The 23,193-nt window shown below is 42.3% G+C and carries 19 protein-coding genes and 1 pseudogene; 8 read left to right on the forward strand and 12 right to left on the reverse strand.

All coding sequences use genetic code 11. The features are described from left to right. Positions 1–6: 6 nt before the first annotated feature. From ACQSGY_RS24245 to ACQSGY_RS24260, 4 genes are read right to left on the reverse strand one after another with little or no spacing between them, the layout of a single operon-like run. Positions 7–207, reverse strand: coding sequence for a hypothetical protein (locus tag ACQSGY_RS24245; RefSeq protein ID WP_427181273.1), 201 nt, complete (start codon positions 205–207; stop codon positions 7–9). Positions 208–236: 29 nt separating this feature from the next. Next, on the reverse strand, positions 237–1,373 hold the full coding sequence (locus ACQSGY_RS24250; protein WP_427181274.1) for a zinc-dependent alcohol dehydrogenase: 1,137 nt from the start codon (positions 1,371–1,373) through the stop codon (positions 237–239). Beyond that, positions 1,370–1,756, reverse strand: a complete 387-nt coding sequence (locus ACQSGY_RS24255) for a spore coat protein (protein ID WP_145402173.1) — start codon at positions 1,754–1,756, stop codon at positions 1,370–1,372. Before ACQSGY_RS24255 ends, ACQSGY_RS24250 begins: the two co-directional genes overlap by 4 nt. Positions 1,757–1,767: 11 nt before the next feature. Beyond that, on the reverse strand, positions 1,768–2,010 hold the full coding sequence (locus tag ACQSGY_RS24260) for a spore gernimation protein GerQ (protein WP_145402172.1): 243 nt from the start codon (positions 2,008–2,010) through the stop codon (positions 1,768–1,770). A gap of 174 nt (positions 2,011–2,184) precedes the next feature. On the opposite strand from ACQSGY_RS24260, the gene ACQSGY_RS24265 reads away from it, so the two are divergent. Together ACQSGY_RS24265 and ACQSGY_RS24270 are read left to right on the forward strand one after the other, a co-directional pair. Further along, positions 2,185–2,466: a hypothetical protein gene (locus tag ACQSGY_RS24265; RefSeq protein WP_289372655.1), complete on the forward strand. Its 282-nt coding sequence runs from the start codon at positions 2,185–2,187 to the stop codon at positions 2,464–2,466. A gap of 186 nt (positions 2,467–2,652) precedes the next feature. Further along, positions 2,653–3,768 (forward strand): annotated as a pseudogene (locus ACQSGY_RS24270) (L-dopachrome tautomerase-related protein). Positions 3,769–3,918: 150 nt separating this feature from the next. Here the strand turns inward: ACQSGY_RS24270 and ACQSGY_RS24275 are convergent. The 3 genes from ACQSGY_RS24275 to ACQSGY_RS24285 form a co-directional block, all read right to left on the reverse strand. Then, the gene (locus tag ACQSGY_RS24275; RefSeq protein ID WP_427181275.1) at positions 3,919–5,064 is read right to left on the reverse strand and encodes a choline esterase; all 1,146 of its coding nucleotides are present in this window, start codon (positions 5,062–5,064) and stop codon (positions 3,919–3,921) included. A 35-nt stretch (positions 5,065–5,099) separates the two neighbouring features. Then, on the reverse strand, positions 5,100–5,759 hold the full coding sequence (locus ACQSGY_RS24280) for a TetR/AcrR family transcriptional regulator (RefSeq protein ID WP_427181276.1): 660 nt from the start codon (positions 5,757–5,759) through the stop codon (positions 5,100–5,102). Positions 5,760–6,212: 453 nt separating this feature from the next. Continuing rightward, positions 6,213–7,568: a DJ-1/PfpI family protein gene (locus tag ACQSGY_RS24285; RefSeq protein WP_427181277.1), complete on the reverse strand. Its 1,356-nt coding sequence runs from the start codon at positions 7,566–7,568 to the stop codon at positions 6,213–6,215. 480 nt (positions 7,569–8,048) lie between these two features. Here ACQSGY_RS24285 and ACQSGY_RS24290 point away from each other — a divergent pair, with 480 nt between their 5' ends. Continuing rightward, a complete protein-coding gene (locus ACQSGY_RS24290) occupies positions 8,049–9,668 on the forward strand; it encodes a sensor domain-containing diguanylate cyclase (RefSeq protein ID WP_427181278.1) in 1,620 nt (539 codons plus the stop codon). A 97-nt stretch (positions 9,669–9,765) separates the two neighbouring features. Here ACQSGY_RS24290 and ACQSGY_RS24295 read toward each other — a convergent pair whose 3' ends face one another. Then, the gene (locus ACQSGY_RS24295) at positions 9,766–11,523 is read right to left on the reverse strand and encodes a methyl-accepting chemotaxis protein (RefSeq protein WP_427181301.1); all 1,758 of its coding nucleotides are present in this window, start codon (positions 11,521–11,523) and stop codon (positions 9,766–9,768) included. Positions 11,524–11,787: 264 nt separating this feature from the next. Between ACQSGY_RS24295 and ACQSGY_RS24300 the strand changes: the two genes are divergently transcribed. Beyond that, positions 11,788–14,082: a PAS domain S-box protein gene (locus ACQSGY_RS24300; RefSeq protein WP_427181279.1), complete on the forward strand. Its 2,295-nt coding sequence runs from the start codon at positions 11,788–11,790 to the stop codon at positions 14,080–14,082. Positions 14,083–14,157: 75 nt separating this feature from the next. Here the strand turns inward: ACQSGY_RS24300 and ACQSGY_RS24305 are convergent, their stop codons facing one another. Continuing rightward, positions 14,158–15,639, reverse strand: a complete 1,482-nt coding sequence (locus tag ACQSGY_RS24305; protein WP_427181280.1) for an alpha/beta hydrolase family protein — start codon at positions 15,637–15,639, stop codon at positions 14,158–14,160. A gap of 179 nt (positions 15,640–15,818) precedes the next feature. On the opposite strand from ACQSGY_RS24305, the gene ACQSGY_RS24310 reads away from it, so the two are divergent. Both ACQSGY_RS24310 and ACQSGY_RS24315 read left to right on the forward strand, forming a co-directional pair. Continuing rightward, positions 15,819–16,535 carry a response regulator transcription factor gene (locus ACQSGY_RS24310; RefSeq protein ID WP_427181302.1) on the forward strand — a complete coding sequence of 239 codons (717 nt, stop codon included), beginning with the start codon at positions 15,819–15,821 and terminating at the stop codon, positions 16,533–16,535. Then, a complete protein-coding gene (locus ACQSGY_RS24315; protein WP_427181281.1) occupies positions 16,532–17,926 on the forward strand; it encodes an ATP-binding protein in 1,395 nt (464 codons plus the stop codon). The genes ACQSGY_RS24310 and ACQSGY_RS24315 overlap by 4 nt, the downstream gene beginning before the upstream one ends. Before the next feature lie 108 nt (positions 17,927–18,034). On the opposite strand, the gene ahlS is transcribed toward ACQSGY_RS24315, so the two are convergent. Continuing rightward, a complete protein-coding gene (gene ahlS, locus ACQSGY_RS24320; RefSeq protein ID WP_427181282.1) occupies positions 18,035–18,883 on the reverse strand; it encodes an AhlS family quorum-quenching N-acyl homoserine lactonase in 849 nt (282 codons plus the stop codon). Between the two features lie 137 nt (positions 18,884–19,020). On the opposite strand from ahlS, the gene ACQSGY_RS24325 reads away from it, so the two are divergent. Together ACQSGY_RS24325 and ACQSGY_RS24330 are read left to right on the forward strand one after the other, a co-directional pair. Next, positions 19,021–19,410 carry a winged helix-turn-helix transcriptional regulator gene (locus ACQSGY_RS24325; protein ID WP_427181283.1) on the forward strand — a complete coding sequence of 130 codons (390 nt, stop codon included), beginning with the start codon at positions 19,021–19,023 and terminating at the stop codon, positions 19,408–19,410. A gap of 154 nt (positions 19,411–19,564) precedes the next feature. Then, positions 19,565–20,941 carry an alpha/beta hydrolase family protein gene (locus ACQSGY_RS24330; RefSeq protein WP_427181284.1) on the forward strand — a complete coding sequence of 459 codons (1,377 nt, stop codon included), beginning with the start codon at positions 19,565–19,567 and terminating at the stop codon, positions 20,939–20,941. A 116-nt stretch (positions 20,942–21,057) separates the two neighbouring features. On the opposite strand, the gene ACQSGY_RS24335 is transcribed toward ACQSGY_RS24330, so the two are convergent. Continuing rightward, complete coding sequence (locus ACQSGY_RS24335) at positions 21,058–22,110, reverse strand: MerR family transcriptional regulator (RefSeq protein WP_427181285.1); 1,053 nt, start codon at positions 22,108–22,110, stop codon at positions 21,058–21,060. Between the two features lie 68 nt (positions 22,111–22,178). After that, the gene (locus ACQSGY_RS24340; RefSeq protein ID WP_427181286.1) at positions 22,179–23,126 is read right to left on the reverse strand and encodes an NAD(P)-dependent oxidoreductase; all 948 of its coding nucleotides are present in this window, start codon (positions 23,124–23,126) and stop codon (positions 22,179–22,181) included. Positions 23,127–23,193 lie beyond the last annotated feature (67 nt).

A 23,193-nucleotide genomic window follows, 5' to 3' on the forward strand; every position in this document is an offset into this window, starting at 1 on the left:
TATCTCCTATACAGTCGCTTTAGACAGCACTCCACCGAGTTCCTGAAGCTGCTGTTGTGATAATGTCACATCTTGCTGCAAAATTTGCATCAGTTCGGGGGCGGTTACCAGAGCTTGCATGGTCATGGATTTCGTCATACAAACCGTCTTGAATGCAGCTATTTCATGTACCTCGAGCATCTCATGCAATGCGTAATTGGAATTCATTCGGATTGTCCTCCCACGTATCTCCATATTTAAGGCTTTAAGATAACTTTAATGCAATTGTCCGTTTTCGTATCGAACACTTCATAACCCCGCTTGGCCTCGCTGAGTGGAATGACGTGCGTAACAATATCGCCGGGGTCTACTTTGCCAGACGTAACCAATTCGTACATATACGGCATGTAGTGAATAACGGGAGCTTGTCCAGAACGGATATTCACGTTTCGCTGCATGATGTCACCAAGCGGGAATCCGTTATAACGTCCGCCGTATACTCCAGTGACCTGGATGGTGCCGCCTTTGCGAACAGCCTGAGACGCAATGATAAATGCACTCATGGTGCCGCCCTGAAGTTTCAAACCGCTGGCTAAATATTCAAGATCGCTCATCTTGCCGTCCATGCCTACCGCATCAATCACGACATCGGCGCCGCCTTTGGTCATCTCCTTGAGATTGTTGCCGATGTTATTATCTTGTTCGAAGTTTACAATTTCGACATTGTTCGTTCGCTTCGCATGCTGTAAGCGGTAATCGACATAATCTACGGCTATGACCCGCTTGGCTCCTTTCAGCCAGCAGAATTTCTGAGCGAGGAGTCCAACAGGGCCGCATCCGAGAACAATGACCGTATCTCCATTTTTTACGCCAGCATTATCTACGCTCCAGAATGCCGTAGTCATGGCGTCAGCGATCAAGCTTAGCTTTTCGTCCGGTTGTTCGCAGCTTTCGGGAATCTTGAAATGGGTAAAGTTTGCAAACGGAACCCGTAAATACTCGGCTTGTCCCCCAGGATATCCGCCGGTCGTTCCCGAGTAGCCGAAATATGCGCCCATATCCCCGTGCTCGTTGGAATTGTCACATTGACTTTCCAGTTGATTTTTGCAGAAAAAGCATTCTCCGCATGCGATGTTGAACGGGATGATTACACGGTCACCTTTTTTTACCTTTGTCACGCCGGGGCCTACTTCTTCTACGATCCCCATCGGCTCATGTCCGATGACATAGTTCTCCTGAAGGTTGGGGATCATCCCGTGAATAAGATGGAGGTCAGAACCGCAGATGGCGGTACTGGTGATCTTTACGATCATATCGTCCGGTTTCACAATCTTTGCATCCGGAACCTCTTTGACCACGACATTTTTAATTCCTTGATACGTTACCGCCTTCATGCTTGGTGTCCTCCAATATGTTCATCTGGGGTCCGATCAAACATTCCTTTACGTGACGTATCACCCGGGAACAGATTCATCTGCCCGATCATCACCGTATTGTTAGCTGAAAGCTGGTCGAGTTGATATTGTTCGTTCAGCTCGTAAGGATGGAACCATTTTTTACGAATCATGAGCTCCGTGATTTCCTGGTGCATTGCAATCCCCTGCTTGAGGTGATTGCGCAGCAGGGCTCTTACATCTGGTGAAGCCGCTTCCGTAAGGGCGATGGACAAATTACGCACACCCTCCTTGGCACGAACAAGGAAGTCCATGGCAAAAGTCATATCTGCCATTTCCGGCATATTTAATGAATTAATCGGGTCTAAATAATCGGTATTCATTTGAACTCCCCTTAATGTGTTATAGGTGTCGGACTATTCGGAACAGGCGCTTGGAAAGGAGCTTTCGCGTAAATGGCTTGCAGCTCGGCGATCTGTTGTATGGATTGAGTTACGTCTTTCTGCATTAAGGCTTTAAGCTCTTGGTCAAAGACCAGGCCTTGCATCAGTTTTGATTTAGCGAGGCACAGCGTTTTAAAGTTTAATGCTTCATGCAGTTCCATCGATTCGTGCGGCGCTAGCGTTGGATTATTCATTGAGAAATGATCACCTCCTTTTCTCATCAACGTTAGACTTTCCATCCAATCGGTTCTTATACTGTAATGGATTTAAGTAGATGCAAGACCGATTTTTCCCATACAGTCACAGGAATATAAACAAATTGTTAACCCGATACTTATTGTTGTTTACAAAAGGGAGGAGGGCTCACTGTGCCAAATCAAAACAAGATTGATCTAGCCACCGAAAACGCAAAAAAACCGGCAGAAGGTGCACTAAACTCGAGTGGAAATGCACTGGAGCAGCATGCATCTAACGCAGTTTCTGAGGTGCAAACGGCTTTAAATCAGGCCATAAGCTCGGTCAATGAATCCAATGCGGCTACAGATTCACAAGCGTTGGAGAAAGCCCGGCAGCAATTAACCCGAGCAGAAGAATTTTTAGACCAAGCACAAACTTCAGCAAACGCATTACGTCTGCCGGACCAACAATAAAACGGCGCCGGTGTTATACTGGGTCCCAGGATACAAAGAGTCACAGTCAAAATGCTTCGGCTTGCGCCGAAGTTTTTTTGTTTTTTTGATGTCTCGGACCGTTACATAAACACACAGAAAAAGAATGATTAAAGGCCAGGTATTAGAAAAAGTCTTGAACATATTATAGGTAATATCTATTCAACTATGGTTAAGGAGGACATCATAAAACCTATGTTACCTATGGAAGAATATTTTGGTAAGTTGGAACTCGTTCATTCATTTTATGGGGCTATGCCCACAGGCGTTAGTGTATCCGAAACCGGACGTATTTTTATCTGTTTTCCGAAATGGGGAGATGATGTCAGATTTACGGTAGCGGAAATTGTTGAGGGGCAGTTGCAGCCTTATCCTGATTTAGAAACGAATTTGTTCAATCCTTCGAATATCACGATGTCCTTCATCAGTGTGCAAAGTGTAGTTGCAGATGGAAGGGGAACCCTGTGGGTCCTGGATCCGGCTGCACCAAATTTTTCTGAGCCTATTAAGGGAGGGGCAAAATTAGTTGCTTTAGATCTAAAAACAAATACGATAAGAAAGGTATATACATTTGCAGAGGATGTAGTCTTGCCGACAACGTATCTGAATGATGTCCGATTTGACTTTCGTGTAGGTAAAGCAGGTTACGCATATATAACCGATTCTTCTTCCAACGGTCCAGGCGCTATTATCGTTGTGGATTTAGAAAACGGAAATGCGTATAGACGGTTGAATGGAGCAAGCTCAACCTCACCTGATCCGTATTTTATACCGAAAGTGGAAGGTAGAATTTTGATGAATCGAAACGCAGATGGTTCGACATCTCCCTTTCGATTGGCCTCTGATGGTATAGCCATTTCCCCTGATGGAAAAACGTTATTCTATTGTCCGTTAAGCAGCCGCCAGTTATACTCGATCTCAACAGAATCTTTAAGAGACAGAGCAATACCGGATTTCAAGTTAAGTGATTTTGTGCAGTATTGGGGAGAGAAGGGTGCATCGGATGGCATGATCACGGATGCGAAAGGAAATGTTTATGCTGGAGATTATGAGAACGATAGCATTCGAAAGATATTGCCAAATGGAGTCATGGAAACCATTGCCCATGATCCCCGAATTTTATGGCCAGATACGTTTTCTATTGGGCCGGATCAATACTTATATGTAATTGTGAACTAATTACATAGACAGGCAAGATTTCATTATGGAAAAGACCTGCGCAAAAAACCTTATAGTTTATTACGTTTGAAAATAGATGAATTACCTGCACTACCTTTTGATTAATAGAAGCCTTTTTCAAAGGGAAAAATAGAATAAAAAAACAAAGAATACAAACCAAAAAAGGCAGTGATGATCACCATGATCGGCTGCCTTTATTTGTTGTAGCTTCAAAAAATATAATTACTTGAGTTTATCAGCAATCTCTCAGTTATGTTACTTCTTGCTGGTCTTCTTGATCAAGTTCACGCCATCATATGCCAGGCTTTCAACATTTGCAGCCTTCTGCAGTATGTACTGATTAAAAAAAATCTTTGTATAATCTGTAACAAGATTTCGCATCTCCATAGCATCCCGTTCGCCTCTGAGCTCCGAATTAACATGGGTAAACACGATGTCGCAGTAATCTAAATGTGCAACACGATCAATAGAGAAATAATAGGTTTCCATGCTGTTGTTAGCACCAATAATCGCATTCATGTTATAGTTCGGTTCACAAAACAGGAGCAAGAAGGTTTTTTTAAGGTCGCTGTCAAGAAGTCCAAACGCACCACTATCCAGGCCAATGCCGCAAACGAACCGGTCGTCGTCCCGGCAAACTATCGCCGTCGTAGGCCCTCCATATGAATGTCCGACGATGCCCATACCAATGTCTAGAAACAATCTGTCCTTAAAGATGGAATTGAACTCTCCAGCGTCCAGTTTGTAAAGATAATCGGCCACGTTTCTTACATCTTCTGCCTGTAATTTACTATACTCCGTTAACTTGGCAAGGATCGGCAGTGCAAGCACGTTACGGCACATCGCAATGGCCGTTTCGTCATCAGGCCGCATCTCCATTTTGCCAGCTAACGCCAGCATCTCCGGATCTTCAGAAAACGCCATAATGACATCCGAAAAATCCTTGGATACATTAAACAGGCGCCCATCTTTACGCTTATACATCGTGCTATTTTGATGGCCGATGCTTACCACTACATATCCTATGCTTGCCAGGTCTGTGCAGAGCACGGTACCCCATTCCGGAGAACCGCCACCGCCGCAAACATAGAACAAAACCGGATAACGCTTCTGTTTTTCGGAGAGAGCAAGGTCGTCATAACATTGGGTCCTGATATCTATAGAGAAAAAATCCTTCCCTTCAAGATATGCAGTGACAAGAGGCTGCTCATTAAACATTTTGTACACTTCAGGAAACATATATGTTGATGTCGTTTTACCTTCACTACTGTCAGAAGGATAGTACACAAATGCCGTCAGTTCTCTTTTGGAGTGATCGGATGCCAGATACTCGAAATCCATCTGGGTTCGACCGACCGTATAGCTGCCAATGGGTTCTGGAAATGAGTCATACGTTTTCATTTTCTTGTTCCCCCTTAGATTCATAAAAGTCCTATCTACTCCTTGGCTTTCTTGAGATCACTAACCATTTCAGCATATTTATGATCTTCAAGCAGCCCATGCCCCATAAAGTCAGCAAAGTATTTGCTAATCTTGTGCTGCAGCGTTGCATCCTTAATATCGAATTCTCTGAAAAACATGACTAAATTAAACTGCATGGACTCAAACATAAAAGAAATCAGGTCGTCGTCAAGATCAGGTCGGAGATATCCATCAACCCTCATTCGGCGTAAAATGTCCTTGATTAAGGGAAATGATTCGCCCTTTAGCACATTCAGATACACTTTAAGCAAAACGTTCTCAGGAATTTTTAAAAATGTTTCAGTGAGTTTGATTTCCAGCTCATTCAGCGGCTCGGTCACCACCTCATTAGCGTTACCAAATAAGCTTGTAAGGAAAAACCGGTTAAGGAAATCTCCATTATTGTTCTTAAAATAGGCAGCTCTTTTCTGGGAAACATTACGTATTAAGAGACAATAAAGATCATCTTTGTCTTCAAAATATCGATAAAATGTTCCAGGGTGCATAGACAAACGATCGAAAACCATCTTCATCGTTATATCCTCGTAAAGATGATCAACAAAAAGATACATAGCACTATTAGATATTTCTTCACGCCTTGCTTCATCTAAACGAAAGAACGAATGTTTTGGCATAGATTACTCCTTAAGGTGTATTGAGAATTGATTCACACTATACCGATAATCTATTCACATGTCAAGTAATGTTAAAATATTAATATCACTATAAAAGTTTAAAAACGCAGTATATAGAACTGAAAATAGTGACTACGTCTAACGGTGATTTGTTTAAGGTGTGATTGAATATAGGAGGGAAGACAAGTCAATAAACGAGTGTTTCTCACTGGCATGATATCGAAAATGAGGGATTGGAGTTTTTACATTGCTTTTAAAATTGACTAAGAGGAAAAATGCCCTTATGCACATTGAAGTCGCTATTTCAGCGGCATTTTTATCTATCGGTACAAGTTCGTGTCCAGAGTCAAGAACATGAACTTGTACCGGTTGAATACCTAGAAAAGGATTATATGAAGACAGCTTTCATTCTGAGTTGTAAGGTCTACCTATATGCGATGCGAACTCCCCAAGCTACTTTCGCTTTTTAACAAATAATCGCCGATCCAGGAAATAACCTGCCAACAGTGATAGCACAACAAGTAAAACGGGTATCCCAAACGATTCCTTAGAGAAAGGGGCTCCTTCCAGTTTTAGATGGTCTGTCGCACGATATTCGAGACGTTTGGCAGCAAATTGAGCAGTCATGACGTCTTCTTGTTTAGATAAATCTTCAAACGCAGGATCCATTGCAAATCTTCCCTGCATATTTTTGTGTAACAATAACAGTTCGGTATCGTTATTCAATTGTTTCCATTGCCCGATATCCTTAGCAGCAGTTGTCTCAGCTTGAGAGCCAACCACAATCATCTTGGATAGAGAGGGAGCTTCGTTCATCTGATAACGCGCAACCAAATTCAAGCCATGCTTGGTTACAATCGGTTGATTTTCACGTGATATCGTTAAAGTCGTCGTTGTTCCAGATGCTCCATAGGTATCAAAGGCAGCGGACAAATCTAATTCATCTGCACCTGGATATAGCAGTACGCCTGCTTTGGTCTTGTTCCATTGATAGGATTGATTCAAAATGTACGTAATATCACTCAATCCTGCTGTGAAAGGTTCCATTTTCGGATCAATGACATAATGGTAGGAAGGATAATTGAGTTCATTCGCTACCTGCTTCGCGGTTGCCTCACCTAACTGCTGCGAAATGACATAGAGGGTTGCATCCATTCCGGATGTAAGACCAGCTGAAGAGACAATGTTACCTTGGGGAACATAACGCTGATCTTTTACCCACTGAATTTCCGGGTAACTTTTAATCAAACGTTGAATGTCTCCCCAGTGTGTCGCAGCACTTTTACCGTTCAGCAATCCGGTATCGGCGAGATTCTCTGCGCCATTACATATGGACAATAGAATCGTTTGTTCACTCGAATGCTTGCGAATCCATTCACGGACGGGAGCATATTTTTTCTCATCCAGGATCGGCATATAAGGGATAACGATAATATCTGGACTTTTGCCAAGCATTTGGTCCATATCAGCAAAAGAATAATGGGGAATGACATCCAAGCCTCCGGTTAATGATTTGATTCCCGAATCCGGTGCAACACTGAATACATTGTACTTTCCTGTAAGAGCAAACATCTCATACGGGACTAGAAAATCAAAAACTTCCGTTACTTCATTAGACAGTAAAACAGCTACCGTTGGCTTGTTAGCATCATATGCAGGTATCTTTACCTGATCCAGTGCAGGAGGATTACTTTGATTATATAAGGACATTCCAGCATTGGATGTATGAATGAAACCGAACGCACCTGCTCCTCCCACAATAATGATAACTACAAAAACATACATAAAAATGCGCAGTAAAACTTTCACTTACCCGTTCCCCTTCCAACTAAATAATATTTTACCTCAAAAAATATACCAATTGAGGATCAAATACACACCTGCCCAAGGACGGATTGCAGCCCTGGGCTGCGGGTGGAAGAGATACTGGACTTAAGTCTGTTCTGTTTTTTCTACAAGACCCGTTAGAGCTATACTCCTCGTTTGACGTGGTAAAAGTTTTTCAATACGGTGACTTCAATACGGAATAATACAACTTGACCATAAAAACCATCGGGTACGCTTCGAAACGGAGGACACCTATAAGGACGTATTTCACAACGTCAACGTGCTGATCGAGGGTAGATGTTTGCTCTTACGGGAAGAACAGCGAACATGAAACAGTGACTTGGCTATCTTTATAGTCTTCAAAAATGGTATGATTAGCATGCTTTTTTAATCCATGTTCAACAAGAAATATTATATTATAAACTATAAATATAATCGTTTTAGTAAACCGGGAGAAGCAAAATGACTATACAGAACAAAAAAAACAGGTTGCGTACAGAGATCAATAATCTTAAACAAATCAGCCTTACCACATTACTTAGTGGACTGGTTATCATTTCAACTCTGATGACCCTGACGATCATGGTTATCTCCTCATATACTTCACAGAAGCAGTCCCTTATCAATAACGTTCTTGCGCTGAACTATGAAAGCGCAGTCCAGATGAGTCAGACCCTGGATTTACTATTCCAGTCGATGCAACAAAGTTTGAAGTACGGTGCCTCTCATCTTCAAGATACCGATTTCACACACAAGTTGAAGCTGAATAACACACTCAGTTTGATTCAGAATAGCAGTGACTATTTTAATAGCGTAGCCTTGACCGATGAGACGGGACTTCTATTAAGCATGTCTCCGTATTCTTTGGTCAGTGTGGGTAAACATATTCGTTCAGAAGATGCTAAAGCTGCAATTAAGGCCAGAGCCTCCTACATATCGGAAGCTTACATTACACCATATACAAAAAACAGAATTATCTTTCTCAGTGAACCCATCTTTGATAAGGAGGGGAAGTATAAAGGTATCTTAAGTGGAAGCATACTTTTGCAACAAAAAAACATATTGAACCTTTCATTTGGAAACCAACTGAAAAGAAGCGATGGATCTTATTTTTTTATTGTTGATCATAAAGGAACATTGCTTTTTCATCCGAATATCAACCTTATCGGGGAAGATATCAGCCAGAATAAAGTCGTGCAGAAATTAATAAAGGATCAGTCCGGGAAAGAACGATATGTCAATCTATCAGATGTCGACTCGCTTGCTGGCTATTACAAAGTTCCAGCGAACGATTGGGGCATCGTTATCGTTACCCCGACCCAAACCGTATTTGATCAGTTAAACCGCCAAATTGAGTTGCTGTTGCTCTACACCTTGGGCCCGTTTATAATATTGATCTTGATTGTTTTAAGGGTCGCTCGAAAACTAACCCAACCTTTTGTATTTCTGACTAATCTCATAAACCAAGTGGCCGCAGGGCAAACGCAGCTGCCTCCTGTGAAACCACACTGGAACAGAGAAGCAAACATGCTCAATCTTAAAATTTTTGCATTTATGGAAATTTTCAGAAACAAAACAAATCAGTTAGTGATTGATGCGAGAACGGATGTGTTAACTGGCCTGAATAATCGTAGAACATTCGAAGAAGTCATTCAGCAATGGATTCAGGATGAAGCTCCCTTTGCCATGATTGTGCTCGATATTGATCACTTTAAAATAATAAATGATACTTTTGGTCATTCCGTTGGAGACGAGGTTCTAAAAAAGATAGCCCAGTTAATTCAGTCATCTGTCAGACCAGAAGATATCTGCTCCCGCTTTGGTGGTGAAGAGTTCGTTATATTGCTGCATGATAGCAATTCAATGATGGCTTATCTAATAGCAGAATACATTCGCATATCGGTAAAAGAGAGTGTTCTGGTTACTGATCATTTGGTTACAATATCCGCCGGCATCACCGAGTTTCCTCTTCACTCGTTGTCAGCGACTGAACTTTTTCAATTAGCAGACAATGCATTATACCAGGCAAAGCAGGAAGGACGTAATCGAACAATCATAGCTCAACAGGCTTCTAAATCGTAACTTAAGAGTTGAATTTATAAGGAAAGATCGATATCCCTTATCTCGCACGAAAAAAAAACCTGCGGCCTGTTTTCCAACAGGCTGCAGGTTTTTCTTTCTAATCCGCATCTGATTTGTGAGATGCAATCTGAAATTGATCTGAATACGATTTGAGGTTGTCAGCAAGGAGGGTCAGCTGTCCTGAAATGTCTGATAACTCATTGGCGGAACGTTGCTGTTCCACGGCACTGGCAGACACTTCCTCGGACATGGCTGAAGTTTCCTCGGTGGCGGAAGCAATGTAACTCAAATGCTGCTCTACCTCCTGGCGAATGGATTGCATATGGATCGTGCGACTTTCCAAACGATGAGCAAGCTCGCGCACTTCAGTGGATAACTGGCTTACTTGTCTGAAGCTTTGAAGACATTCAGCGATTTGTTCTTCCTGCTCCTTGACAGCCAACATATTGGTATCAAGATGAGCTTCCATGCGGTGGATTTCTTGAACAAATGAACTCAGTATGCCATCAATCTCCTGAATCGAACGTTCGGATTGCTGAGCCAGCTGTCCCATCTCATTAGCAACAACTCCAAAACCTTTACCCGCTTCACCAGCACGAGCCGCTTCAATTGAAGCATTTAACGATAAGATTTGAGTTTGTTTTAAAATGTTGTAAATCTGTCCACTGATGGAAGCAGCGAGTTCTGAACGAGTCGTCAGCAACTTGGAAATATTATGCTGATCCTCAACAAGTTTGGCGTTCTCACGGCTCTTTTCAAGCAGAACCTCATGTTGACGTGTCACTTGTACTTGCAATGCAGATAACTGCTCGGATGTACCAGTGAACTGTTCCACATAAGAACCGACTTCATTCATAATATTGCCAAGATTCTCTGAATGCTGGACGGAGTGCTCTGTCTCTTCAGCTTGTTTCATGGAACCTATGGCAATTTCCTCGATGGCTCTGGAAAGCTCCTCAGACTGACGATGGTTTGTCAGGGCTGCTCCTGCAATTTTTTTTGAGGATTGCTGCAGCATGCTGGAGCCTTGTTGTATTCCGTTCAAAATGTTCGTTAATTGATTCACCATAACATTAATTAAGTTACTGATGTCACCAAGCTGATCATTCGTCATATGTCTGGATACAATGTTTAGATTTCCATTCGATACCTGATCCAGACTTAACTTAATATCATTTACTTGGCGGAGGATACCTCTTACGACAAAGAGCATCACTAACAGTGATAAAACAAGAACAACTACAAAAATAGGAATAACACTACGATACGTATTGTTCAGCGTCGTTGCGGAAACGTGATTAACTTCAGCAGCAGAGACATCAATGCCCAAATACCCTGTAATTACACCTTGCGAATCCTTAATGGATGTAAAAGAGGACATCAGTTGTCCCCAAATGGGGACGTCTACAATGCCAGTGGTTACTACTTCGCCACGTGCCAAGCGTTCTAGAATCTGGGAATCAAGTTCAAATGTTGTCCCGTAAGAACTGTATTCCGCATCTCCCCAATCTGCTCCGTCCACTGTGTAGATCCATCCATCGGATGTTTTATTATACATATAAACATATAGAGCACCTGATTGATGACGAGCTTGAATGAGTTGATCCCTTAACTTTTTGTATTCGGAACTTTGCTCTGAAGAAGTTGTATATAAGGACCTGATTGATGTCGATTCCTCACCCAGTTGGGCAGCGATATTCACTGCGAGCTGCTGGTTGTTATACTGCATCGTCATTAATGAGGCATTTTCACTGGAGTGGATCGTGGCCCACAGGATCAAACCGCCCATAGCCAACAACGGAACGAGTATGATCAAGTAGAGTTTGAGGCGTAAATCCATTCTTTTGTTGCGCATGTGTTTCACGTTTTGTTCCCCCTCGGAAGTAAATAAAGCATAATTATATATAAACCTATACTATTTATCGTAAAATGGAGAAGTAGAATGTAGTCCAATGCTAAATTAAGTTTCATCTTGTCAATTAATGGAGATTAAATTGGATATGAGATAACGAAGTACTAGTCTAAAAACGTGTTATCCGTTTAATTTTGATTTACAAAGAATAATGTTTTTGGGAAAATGATTTTATATCATAAAATGAAGTGTAGGGGAGAGCTTTCAATGCCGGTTCAGAGGGTTAATCATCACGAATTCTTCGAGCAAGTATACAACCAAACACCGATTGGAGTTGCTCTCATAGCTCCGGCAGGAAATTGGCTGAAAGTGAATCCTGCTTTTTGCCATATGACCGGTTTCACTTGTGAAGAATTGATGGAGCTCCGCTGTCAGGATTTAACGCATCCGGAGGATTCCTTGAAGGATAATGCTGAAGAAGCTGGACTTTTGGATAACAAAGTAAGAGAAAACATATATGAAAGGCGCTGCATTAAAAAGAATGGCGAAGAATTATGGTGTTCATTTCATGTAACTCCAGTCAGTGACGAAGAAACGTCTGAACCCGATTACTTCATTTGCTTTATTGTAGATATCACTGATCGCATCCGAGCTGAACGGAAACTTTCGCACAGTGAACGCATTAGAGCAAATGCCGAACGCTTGGCGAAGATTGGAAGTTGGAAATGGGATGTAGTTCATGATCAGATCACCATTTCTGAACAGGTACTGGAAATCTTTGAACTTGACCGCACAAACCAATATTATTGCGCAAAAGATATCTATAAGGTAATGAGTACTGCAGATGCAGCATCTTTGCGAGAAAAAATAAGAGACGCAGAGCAAAGAGATCCGTTTGTTTTTGAATTTCAATACGCTCGGTCCAAAGACAGAGTAAAATATATTCAATTACGTGGGCTAATCATTTATAACGAACACCAACAGCCCAGAGAGTTAAAAGGTGTACTTCAGGATATTACCGAACAGAAGCAGGTCGAATTCAGGCTTCAAGAAACCATTGAACGTTACACCTCGCTCAAAAAATATAATCATGACGCTATTATTTCATTCGACATGAGTGGAAATATTATTAACGCTAATCCTGCAGCCGTAAAGATGACAGGTTGTACAGTAAACGAAATGGTTGGGAAAAGTATAGGAAGATTTATTGGAGCCAGTAATCTGGGCCTCATTCTGCGGAGTCGCTATGATTTGGCTGAGAAGAAAATGAACACTGTTTGGCACAGGGACGGCCGCGAAACGGAAGTATTGGCAACTCTTGCTCCAATTATTATTAATAATGTCAATGTCGGTTACTATTTAATAGCTAAGGACATTACGGAACAGAAAAAGCTTCTCGTTGCCAAAGAAACAGCTGAAAGGATGAATCAGGCGAAAAGCGATTTTTTGGCGATGATGAGCCATGAAATACGAACACCTATGAATGGTGTGATCGGAATGACAGATCTTCTTCTAGATACCCCGGGACTGAGCCAGGAGCAAGAGGAATATATACAGATTATTCAAAAAAGTGGAGATTCCTTGCTTACGATTATCAATGACATCCTTGATTTTTCCAAGATCGAGTCCGGGAAAACCGATTTAGCAGTTGATCCTTTTGATCTTCAAGAAATTGTGACAGAAACGGTGCAAATCGTAAAACCTTTGATCCGCGAAAAGAAGTTAGATATTCATATTTGTATGGATGAGATGCTTCCAGTTCCGCTGTATGGTGATGCATCTCGTTTAAAACAAGTACTTACTAATATCATCGGTAATGCTGTGAAGTTTACTCCGGAAGGCAGCGTAGACATTGAAGTAAAAGTTAAAGAGCAATGTGAGGAAAACATGTATCTCAAGTTTAAGGTCAAAGATACGGGAGTGGGGATTCCAGCAGAGAGACGGCAGCAATTATTTGAGCCATTCTATCAATTGGACAACTTTCTGACACGCAAAACGCAAGGAACGGGATTGGGACTGGCGATCAGCAAAAAATTGATAGAACTCATGCATGGAGATATATGGATTGAGGATTCAGATGAACCTGGCACAACGTTTATATTCACAGCCTGCTTTAAAATGAACAGTGGGGAAGTTGACCAACGCATAGAGTTCTCTCAACAAATGAGCAGAGGCACCCCTCTCCATATTCTGATTGCTGAGGATAATGAAATGAATCAGCTTGTCCTTAGTAAAATGATTGAAAAAAAGGGACACTTCGTAGATCATGTCGTGGACGGAAAAGAAGCTATTGAGGCAGTCAAGCGGAATGCATATGATATTGTGTTTATGGATGTGCACATGCCAAACTTGGATGGATTTGAAGCGACTCGAGCAATCAAAGAGAATCTGTCTTCTGAAAAATGTCCTTATATTGTTGCAGTGACTGCAAATGCTCTAAGAGGGGATAGGGTTCGATGCTTGAAGGCAGGAATGGATGATTACATTAGTAAACCCATCAAAAGTGAATCTATTTATCAAGTGATAGAGACGTATTATAACAAGAAACAGATGAATAGATGAATAGATGAAATCAATACAAAATAAAAAAAAAGGAAGAAAGCATTCATCGATGGAAGATGTATGCTTTCTTTCCTTTTATGGCTTTTGCAAAGTGATATTGTTCCTGTCTTTGATGAATTCTTCCATATGGATTTCCTGCTTTCCTTTCAGGTATTTATCAAAGAATGCAATCGACAGTTCATTAATACAGGTCTGTACACGCCTTGGCTCGGCCCCGCCCGGCGGCAGTAATGGGGAGAATAGATAAAAGTCCGTAAAACTCATATGATTGGCATGGTCAAAAACGACAAAGTAAGCATCCTTTCCCACAGCTGCTCTTTTGCGTCTTGCCTGAGACTCAGCCCAAAATCGCTCATAATGTTTCCGGTCATACCCGGAAGCTTCAACGGCTTGATCCAGAGATTGCGTAAACCATTCGTAGTCGATGCTCTGCGCTGCATTCATCTGTAAATACGGTTTATTGAAACCTCGCTCGGGAACGGAACCGCCGTAAAGGACTCCGTCCATATTCAGAGCCGCTTGAATCCGAGAATCCTTCATCAGCATTTGAGCTGCCGCTGCACCTCCGAACGAATGGCCAAATACCCCAACTTGGTTCATATCCACTTTTCCCGAGAGAATTCCCGACTTTGCTGACGAGGACATGGCCTCGATCTGATCGAGAACGAATTGGGTGTCATCCACCCAATAACTCATTTTCGTTTTATAATCTTCAAAGCCCGATAAACCTTCCAATTTGAGCAAAGCCGTTGTTTGATCTGGATATATAACAGCTGCCGCATCATAAGGATGGTCAATTCCCACCACGATATAACCCTGGCTGGCCAGCTCTTCCACTTGAAATGTGTTTTGGTTACGAAAACCGGTTAAACCCGGAGAAAACAACAATAAAGGAAAACGCTCTTGTGCAGATGAAATTTTGGCATCTGTATAGGCATGTGTTTTTACATAACGAAGTTGAGAAAGTAAAAAGGGCGGCAGAGACATGGCTTCCCGAATTCCGGATAACATGACAGGTACATTCTCGATATAATCTGCGTCTGGTACCTCTGAAGAAACTTCAGCAGGGTACCATATCTGAACCATGAGCTTCCGATGATCATCGGGGTCGTCCGTTGCCGGTTCGCCTCTCGTCACGTCTTCCATGAAGAGTGTAGTTGTTCCTACTGGAAAGGAGCCTGTCGGTTCTGAGAAGGCAAAGACCGGCAAAATTGTTGGCAAGATGGCTGCAGCGCCGATATAAACAGCCAGGGCCAGAACGATGAACACTTGTTTCAACCACGTTCTTGTTTTTGATATAGATGATTTTTGTATCGGTTGTCCTGATTTTCGAACCCTATACGACTGGAAAGCCATCAAACCGATAATTAAAGCTGATCCGTATAGAGCAATATTTTGCCAGCGATAGCCTTCAACTAGAATTTGGATTCCTGCACATATCATCGAAATTCCGGCACCTATCGTTTGCAGCAGGGCCTTTTTGGGGAGAGGCAGGAATGCACAAACGAAGAGCAAAATCATATTAACAATGAAAAGCACCATTTCAATATTTCGCATAAAGCCTCCTGGAATATGTATTGTAATTTAAAAATTACTACACATAACTGTAAAGATCCTGTAGCCAATCTTACATCATCCTTACAATTGGATTGCAGAGAACCTCAACCGATAATAACCATGTATAGTAATGGTAGGAGATAGCTTGGAGGAATGCAGAGATGAATCATAACCTAAACATGACACGCACAGTCCTGATCGTCGATGACGAAGAAGAGATTGTGGAACTGCTGAGGATTTTCCTTGTAAAGGAAAATTATGCTGTGAGGGAAGCGAGTAACGGGGAAGAAGCTTGGGCCCTTCTTCAGCGGGAACATATAGACCTGGCACTCGTGGATATTATGATGCCCGGAATGGATGGCTATCAGTTAATCAGCCGTATACGCGAGAAGCTGAGACTGCCAGTCATCATCATTTCGGCTAAAACCGGGGATGTAGACAAAGTTACAGGACTCGGGCTTGGTGCGGATGATTTTATAGCGAAACCGTTCAGCCCGATTGAGGTTGTGGCACGAATCCAGGCACAGCTGCGGAGATATTATGACCTGCTTGGTGCTCAACCTGCCGCTGAAATAAAGCCTGCTCGAAGCGTATGCGGTTCTTTACAGTTGGATCATGCTTCCTGCATGCTTTACCGAGAAAATGAGGGCATTGTGCTTGGGCCCCTGGAATATAGGCTGTTAAACCTGTTCATGAATTCACCGGGACGAATCTATACCAAGAAACAAATCTATGAAGCGGTATGGAACGAGCCGTACCTTGAGGATAGCAACACCGTTATGGTTCAAATCAGCAGACTTCGAGATAAGATTGAGAACGATGCAAAGCATCCTCGCTATCTTCAGACGATCAAGGGATTGGGATATAAATGGATCAGCCAGGTGAGCAGCACATGAAAACGCGCAGCATGCATTCGAGCCTGATGATCAATTATGTATGGTTTACCATCATGTTTGCTCTGATTTGTTATCTGGTGTACAGCGTTATGTACGATGCCCGGGATGAATATATGAATCAAACTCTGCCCATGGTGGAGGCGGACAATCTGGTTCGGGACCAATGGGAAGAAATCCCCTATGAAACCGCAGCGTCTTTTGGTGGTTATGTTCAGGTTCTGGATGAAAATAACCAGGTTGTTTTTACTCGAGGACGTACAGATGCAGAATATCCTAAAAGTTACACAGAAGAAGAACTGTTAAGTCTGTTCTATGAGTCTTCTGATTCAGGTTATTACTCCATTGCACCGCAATTTACGAAAACAGGAGAAAAGTATCATTTGCTAGTTTCGATCCCCGGAGGGGGGATCTTGAAGGAAAGCAGAATGGTCAGGACCGATCGGGAACAGACTGCCTATTTCTTCAGACTGATAGTCATTGGGTTGGTTGTATTTGCCGCAGCATTTTGTCTTATTCTCTGGTTATACAGCTGGATTACCGCCAGAAAAATAACGCTCCCACTCCAGGCCGTCTCGAGTAGACTGGCGGCAGTATCTGAAGAGCAGCAAGGGGAACTCCTTCAAATCAAGGCCAATAAGGAACTCATGGAAATTCAGCTGAATTTCAACCGGATGACAACCAGACTGCAAAAAGCTCGCGAAGACAAGCGGCGGTTGGAAAATGACCGTGCACGCATGTTTATGGACATTTCGCACGACTTGAAGACACCCATTACCACCATTCAGGGATATGCGGAGGTCTTGCGTTCAGGACTCGAGCAGCACGATCTTCAGCGCAAAAAATATGCGGGGTACATACATCGAAAAGCTCTTTTTATTGGCGCTCTCGTTAATGACCTGTTGGAGTTGACCAAACTCGAAAGCGAATCGTTCTCTTATCAACGAGTAGAGGGTGATCTGGCCGAAATATGCCGCACAGAAGCGGCTGATATGTACGATTTCTTTGAGCAGAAAGGCATTCATTTAGATATTGCGATACCTGATAAGCCCATTTTATTTCATTTTCATGAGGGATTATTCCGAAGAATCATTCATAATTTGCTCGCGAATGCCTTAAAGTACAATACTCACGGAGCGCATGCATGGCTTGGCTTGGAAGAAAGGGCGGAAGGTTTGCTTTTGACAGTAGGGGATGATGGTCCAGGGATATCTGAAGACTTATTGGGTTCGGTATTCGAGCCGTTTGTACGCGGAGACCGGGCGCGCCGCAATGACGGTGGTTCCGGATTAGGACTGTCCATTGTAAAAAGCTCGGTTGAAAAGCATAACGGCGTCGTTTGCATGGATCGCAAGGCAAAGGGCACAGTGATCTCCATTTACTTCCCTTTCTAAGCGTTCTGGCTGTCTGAATATGCCTGGAAAGAGCAGCTGATCAATGTGATAAGCTGCTCTTTTCCAACAATTTATTAGCGTGAATGTAGGAGTTTTTCCACGCCTGAGTTATTCATAATATCCTTCAGTGGATTTTCTCAAGCCGCTGAATTGATCTGCATCATGTCCAAACCACACTTGGGAATTCGTGCTGGCGGCCAGAGTGCGAATTTTCTCCACGGTGTTCCGGTAGCCGATCAGATCATAGATTATTCCTGGTGGCTTAACCGGAGGACCAAAGCTTTCCGCAGAATAGATGGCATCGGAAGCCAAAATGATTCCGCCGGTTTCTGGCATATCGATCTGGAGACCTAACATTCCCCATGCATGACCGCTTCCGAAATTCAGGATTTTGATACCGTCTACCAATTCGAGATTGTCTTCTCCCGGTTTGATTGTTTTCCACTGCAGCTGGTTCTTGATCCATGCATCAATATCGTCCCACACATAGGCTCCTTCCTTCTCATTACGGGCGTAGGTCTGCAGCGCTCCATTAAATTCATGTTCATGCACGATAATGGTCGCATTCGTGAACAACTCGAGGCATCCTGCATGGTCCAGATGCAAGTGGGAGGCAACGACATACCTGATTTCCTCCGGACTAACCCCAAGCTGCTCCAGACGATTATGCAGGTAACATTCCTCGCTTGCTGCCCACGGAGACGACAGTTGGGTCGACTGTGCCCAGCGGCCTTGAGGGCCCATCGAATTCGGGTTGCAGGCGGTATCAAATAAAATTTTGCCTTCAGGATGATCGATGAGTACCGTATAGATTGGAAATTCAACAAATTGTGTCTGGGCATTCGGATTATGGATGGTTGCCGGATTATGCATGGAGATGATCCAGTTTTTATCCATGCTCATTCGACCGTTATCCAATACATATAACTTGGGACGTTTGTTAATTATGTTTGTCATGTGATTTACCTGCCTTCGAAGGAATATAGTACAGGGCAACCCCTGGTATAGACATACAGTAATCCAAAAAATAAAATGATATAAGTAGGCACTTTAAAGTGTCCTGGGAACTTCAGCGTGCATAGGAGGGGAACGATATGGCACATTCAGCAAAAACGAAACAATCTGATATTTCGTTATCCAATTGCGGCTATAGCAAAGTTCTTGACATTATCTCTGACAAGTGGACTGCACTTGTTATATATGCCATGGAAAACGGTAAAATCAGATATGGAGAAATGCTGCGGAGGGTTGAGGGAATATCTAAAAAAATGCTTACCCAAACGGTACGCAAGCTGGAGCGTGATGGTTTGGTTCAACGACATATTACACCTACAGTACCTATAACTGTCGAGTATTCTCTAACAATATTAGGGGAAACCCTGCTTCAGCCCATGAAAGAGTTAAGACTGTGGGGAAGAGAACATTACACTCAAGTTGTAGAGGCGCGAGTTCAGTATGATTCTGCTTATACCAATCAAGGATAGCCTGAGTGATCGCTCAAAACAGGGGTTGAGTCTCCCTTTACAGGAGACCATATACTTGCTCTAAGTAGTTAGGCATCACAACAAAGGAGCTGGGTATATGAGAAATCTGGAGGGTATTGTCATCCTATGGAACATTGCGGTTTTGGGATGGATTTTGGTTGGAAAAGAGAAAAAGGAGCGAGGCTTAATTATTAGCCTTGGCATATCGGTTATTGTCATTCTTCTGCAAGGAATACTGGAAGGCATGCGTTGGCAGCTCATTCCTGCTTACGCTCTGGCTGTTGTACCTCTTTATATGCTTGTGCGAGCTAGACTCCCATGGTCTACACTGCCAAAAAGCTCTAAATCAAGCGTAATGAAAAGGAGCATTGGAATGATGGCAGCTGTCATTTATGCTTTTGTAGCTGTAGCACTGCCAATATTACTGCCGGTTTTTACTTTTGCCGAGCCAACAGGAAATTATAAGGTAGGAACCACATCTTACGAGTGGACAGACGCAACAAGAGAGGAAACGTTTACTCCAAAAGATGGTGATAAGCGTAAACTTAAGATACAAATTTGGTACCCTGCTAATAAGGATTCAAAGGGAGAAATAAGCCCATACGTGCAAGACGGGGCATTATTGGCAGAAGGCTATCATCGACTATTAGATATGCCAAAGCCGTTATTTAACAGCATACGCTATGTAAAAACACATTCCCTTGAAAATGTGGACATCTCAGATCAAGAAGCAGCTTACCCTGTCTTGATTTTTTCACATGGCTTGAATGGTCATAAAAATCAAAATACATTCCAAATTGAGGAAATTGCTAGTTACGGCTACATTGTTGTAGGTATTGACCATACTTATAACAGTACGGTTTCCCAATTTTCCGACGGTACGGTTACTTACTTTACTCCAGGACAGGATGAAACGGTCGAGATGATGGATCAAACAAATAAAATATGGGTAGAGGACACCAAATTTGTTTTAGGTCAGGTGGAAAAACTGGCTGCGCATGATCCAGATCATCGTTTTACAGGCCGAATGGATTTGCAGCGAATCGGAATGTTTGGACATTCCTTTGGCGGGGCAACAAGTACACAAATGTTAATGTCCGATCCTCGAATCAAGGCAGCTTTGAATATGGATGGTGTGCTTTATGGAAAGCTGCGAGTACCTGAGGGGGGCTTTAATAAACCGTTTCTTATGATGAGTGCGGATCAATCCAGATATTTTGAGCAATATATTCAAGATCCTGCACTCACTGCCTCTTTGACAGATTTGTTCAAACGATATGATCATATTACAGATGGCGGAAACTACTGGCTAACACTGCGTAATATGTCGCATATGGGCTTCTCCGATCTGTATCTGACCTCGCCATTATTTGAATGGATGGGAGGTATAAGCTTGAAGGAATCGTATCCGATTATCAATGCATACACGCTGGATTTCTTTAATCACTTTTTGAAGCAGGAGCCATTGAAGCTGCTTGATCAAAATATAGGCGAGCATACGCTGTTTACGTTAGAAAAAGGCGAGAAATAAGCTGAAAAGCTGGAAGTAAAAAGCCAGTCATTCTAAACTGCAACCGAGTTGTCAGATGTTGTTCTGACCAATGGTTTTCAGTTCACGGTGACTGGCTTCTCTATGTTTCTTACAGGTTAAATCTGCTGAAGCTTCCATCTCAAGCCCCGAAATAATAAGCTGTCTCTTTGGGACAATTGTTCAAATTCCGGACTAAGTATGGAGCAAAGCATAACAGATCGTTTGAAATTTTTGGTTTCGAGTTTGTCGATATGGATTTCTATCATATGAAGAATCTCCTGGCTGTTAGATGCCGCATTAGAATGGGAATATAGCTGTATTGCATCGTCAACGACGGCTTGAACATAGCTGCTATGAGGTTCGTAGTTGTTTCTCAACGCAGTACTTAATCGTTTCTGAATACTCTGCATGAGCCGGACCCATTCCTTGGTCTCGTAAATTGGATGCTGAGCGATGTTAACAAACAGAAACTCCACACTTTGGAGATCAGCAATAAATTCAGGGGAGCTAATCAGCTCTTTTAGCTCCTTCCATGCCATGAGCTGCTTGGCAGACAGGTTTTCCGGATGAAGGATGTACTTGTTGAAGTAATGGAAAAAAGCATCTTGCCATTCTGCTGGAATATCTGACATAAAACCGATTTCTTCTATTTTGGTTAAAATAAATTGCTGTCTGTTTTGTTGATTTTGCTTCTGGATATGAACTAATTCATGAATGTGCGAAAGAAAAGGGGAGGGGTTCGTCTTGGAATCCTTACTGTAATCATTAACTATACTTCTGGCATGATTCAATATCGCAATCATGCCATTGAGTGCTTGAACCTCCGTTTGTAACGTTTCTATTTGCCAATCCAGGGAGGTCTCCATCGATATTTCCCCGGAAAGCAGTTTCTTGATATCATCAATTCCGAATCTTAGCTCACGAAGTGTTTTAACAAGCTGTAGACGCCATATGGCCTCAGTTGTGTAAAAGCGGTACCCGCGGTTATTTACAAAGGATGCTTTTACTAATTGTATTTCATCATAATAACGAACCGTTTTTACTGTAGAATCTATCATTTGCGCGGTCTCTCCAATGGAGAATAAAACAGTGTCTGCTGTTTCTTGTTTTAAAGTTTGCATTTTAGATAGCTCATTTTGTTTATGCTGCATAAACTTCACCTCTGTCATTGTAGTATATCATCTCCTGTTAGGGGAGACTCAATACGACAACTTTTCGAGCTTCGATAACTGCAAAACTATAATAACTGATTAAGCTTGCTTTCAGGCTCTTCACTATTTTCTATATGTTTTATATTTTTTATAAAAAAATCATATCTTTTTTTATGAAATTTCCGACCATCAGGCATTCCTGCTGTATGAGGAGTAAGTATCACATTACCCATATTCCGGAGCTCACTGTCCACAGGAAGCGGTTCAGATTCAAACACATCCAGGCATGCGCCTGAAATATCCCCGTTTTTTAATGCATCAATCAAGTCTCTTTCGTTGACAATCCCGCCGCGGGAGGTATTGATAAATAGAGTTGTATTCTTCATTTTTTTGAACACCGCTTTGTTGATCAGCTGTCTGGTTTGCTGATTCAACGGTATATGTACACTGACGATGTCCGATGTGCTTACAAGAGTATCAAAATCCGTCATTGTCACATAACCGTCCGATTGTACATTCTCATTTCTCGCATAAGCAAGAACATTCATGTCAAAAGCCTTGCAAAACGCAGCTACTTTTTTTCCGATAGCGCCCAAACCGATAATACCGATTGTTTTGCCTTCTAATTCACTACCTCTATATTCCAAATGATTTTCATCCATCTTGTTTTTCATGAAGGTATCCAGAAACGGTATGTTTTTATAATAAGACAATATCAGCGCCATTACGTGCTCGGCCACTGCCTGTGCATTCACGCCTGCTGCATTGGCCACCCAAATCCCGAGCTCTGTACAGGCAGGAACATCTACATTATCAAATCCTGCACCCGTCTGTACCAATTTTAATTTTTTGGCGATAGAAAGCAGGCTGTGATCCACCTTAATATGTTCAGGGATGATTACCTGGCAATCTTCAATATGTTGCAGCATTTCTTTTCCAGGCGGGACAATGACAACGTTCCATTCTTGAGGGAAATACCTTACAATATTTGATTTTGAGGTCTCGCTAAAATACCCAACAATTAGAATCTTCATTGCTAAACCACCTTTCATAATATTTATATAAACCATATACTAGTTATAACAGTTTATTGTTGAGGTG

The sequence above is a fragment of the Paenibacillus sp. TC-CSREp1 genome (genome assembly GCF_050171015.1).
GTDB classification, from domain to species: domain Bacteria; phylum Bacillota; class Bacilli; order Paenibacillales; family Paenibacillaceae; genus Paenibacillus; species Paenibacillus silvae.

Excerpts from the sequence above, each read along its gene's own strand:
- ACQSGY_RS24305 (WP_427181280.1), bottom strand. The coding sequence starts at position 15,639 with ATGCGAAATATTGAAATGGTGCTTTTCATTGTTAATATGATTTTGCTC.
- ACQSGY_RS24255 (WP_145402173.1), bottom strand. The coding sequence starts at position 1,756 with ATGAATACCGATTATTTAGACCCGATTAATTCATTAAATATGCCGGAA.
- ACQSGY_RS24340 (WP_427181286.1), bottom strand. The coding sequence starts at position 23,126 with ATGAAGATTCTAATTGTTGGGTATTTTAGCGAGACCTCAAAATCAAAT.
- ACQSGY_RS24275 (WP_427181275.1), bottom strand. The coding sequence starts at position 5,064 with ATGAAAACGTATGACTCATTTCCAGAACCCATTGGCAGCTATACGGTC.
- ACQSGY_RS24335 (WP_427181285.1), bottom strand. The coding sequence starts at position 22,110 with ATGACAGAGGTGAAGTTTATGCAGCATAAACAAAATGAGCTATCTAAA.
- ACQSGY_RS24250 (WP_427181274.1), bottom strand. The coding sequence starts at position 1,373 with ATGAAGGCGGTAACGTATCAAGGAATTAAAAATGTCGTGGTCAAAGAG.
- ACQSGY_RS24245 (WP_427181273.1), bottom strand. The coding sequence starts at position 207 with ATGAATTCCAATTACGCATTGCATGAGATGCTCGAGGTACATGAAATA.
- ACQSGY_RS24260 (WP_145402172.1), bottom strand. The coding sequence starts at position 2,010 with ATGAATAATCCAACGCTAGCGCCGCACGAATCGATGGAACTGCATGAA.
- ahlS (WP_427181282.1), bottom strand. The coding sequence starts at position 18,883 with ATGACAAACATAATTAACAAACGTCCCAAGTTATATGTATTGGATAAC.
- ACQSGY_RS24295 (WP_427181301.1), bottom strand. The coding sequence starts at position 11,523 with ATGCGCAACAAAAGAATGGATTTACGCCTCAAACTCTACTTGATCATA.
- ACQSGY_RS24315 (WP_427181281.1), top strand. The coding sequence starts at position 16,532 with ATGAAAACGCGCAGCATGCATTCGAGCCTGATGATCAATTATGTATGG.
- ACQSGY_RS24310 (WP_427181302.1), top strand. The coding sequence starts at position 15,819 with ATGACACGCACAGTCCTGATCGTCGATGACGAAGAAGAGATTGTGGAA.
- ACQSGY_RS24325 (WP_427181283.1), top strand. The coding sequence starts at position 19,021 with ATGGCACATTCAGCAAAAACGAAACAATCTGATATTTCGTTATCCAAT.
- ACQSGY_RS24280 (WP_427181276.1), bottom strand. The coding sequence starts at position 5,759 with ATGCCAAAACATTCGTTCTTTCGTTTAGATGAAGCAAGGCGTGAAGAA.
- ACQSGY_RS24290 (WP_427181278.1), top strand. The coding sequence starts at position 8,049 with ATGACTATACAGAACAAAAAAAACAGGTTGCGTACAGAGATCAATAAT.
- ACQSGY_RS24300 (WP_427181279.1), top strand. The coding sequence starts at position 11,788 with ATGCCGGTTCAGAGGGTTAATCATCACGAATTCTTCGAGCAAGTATAC.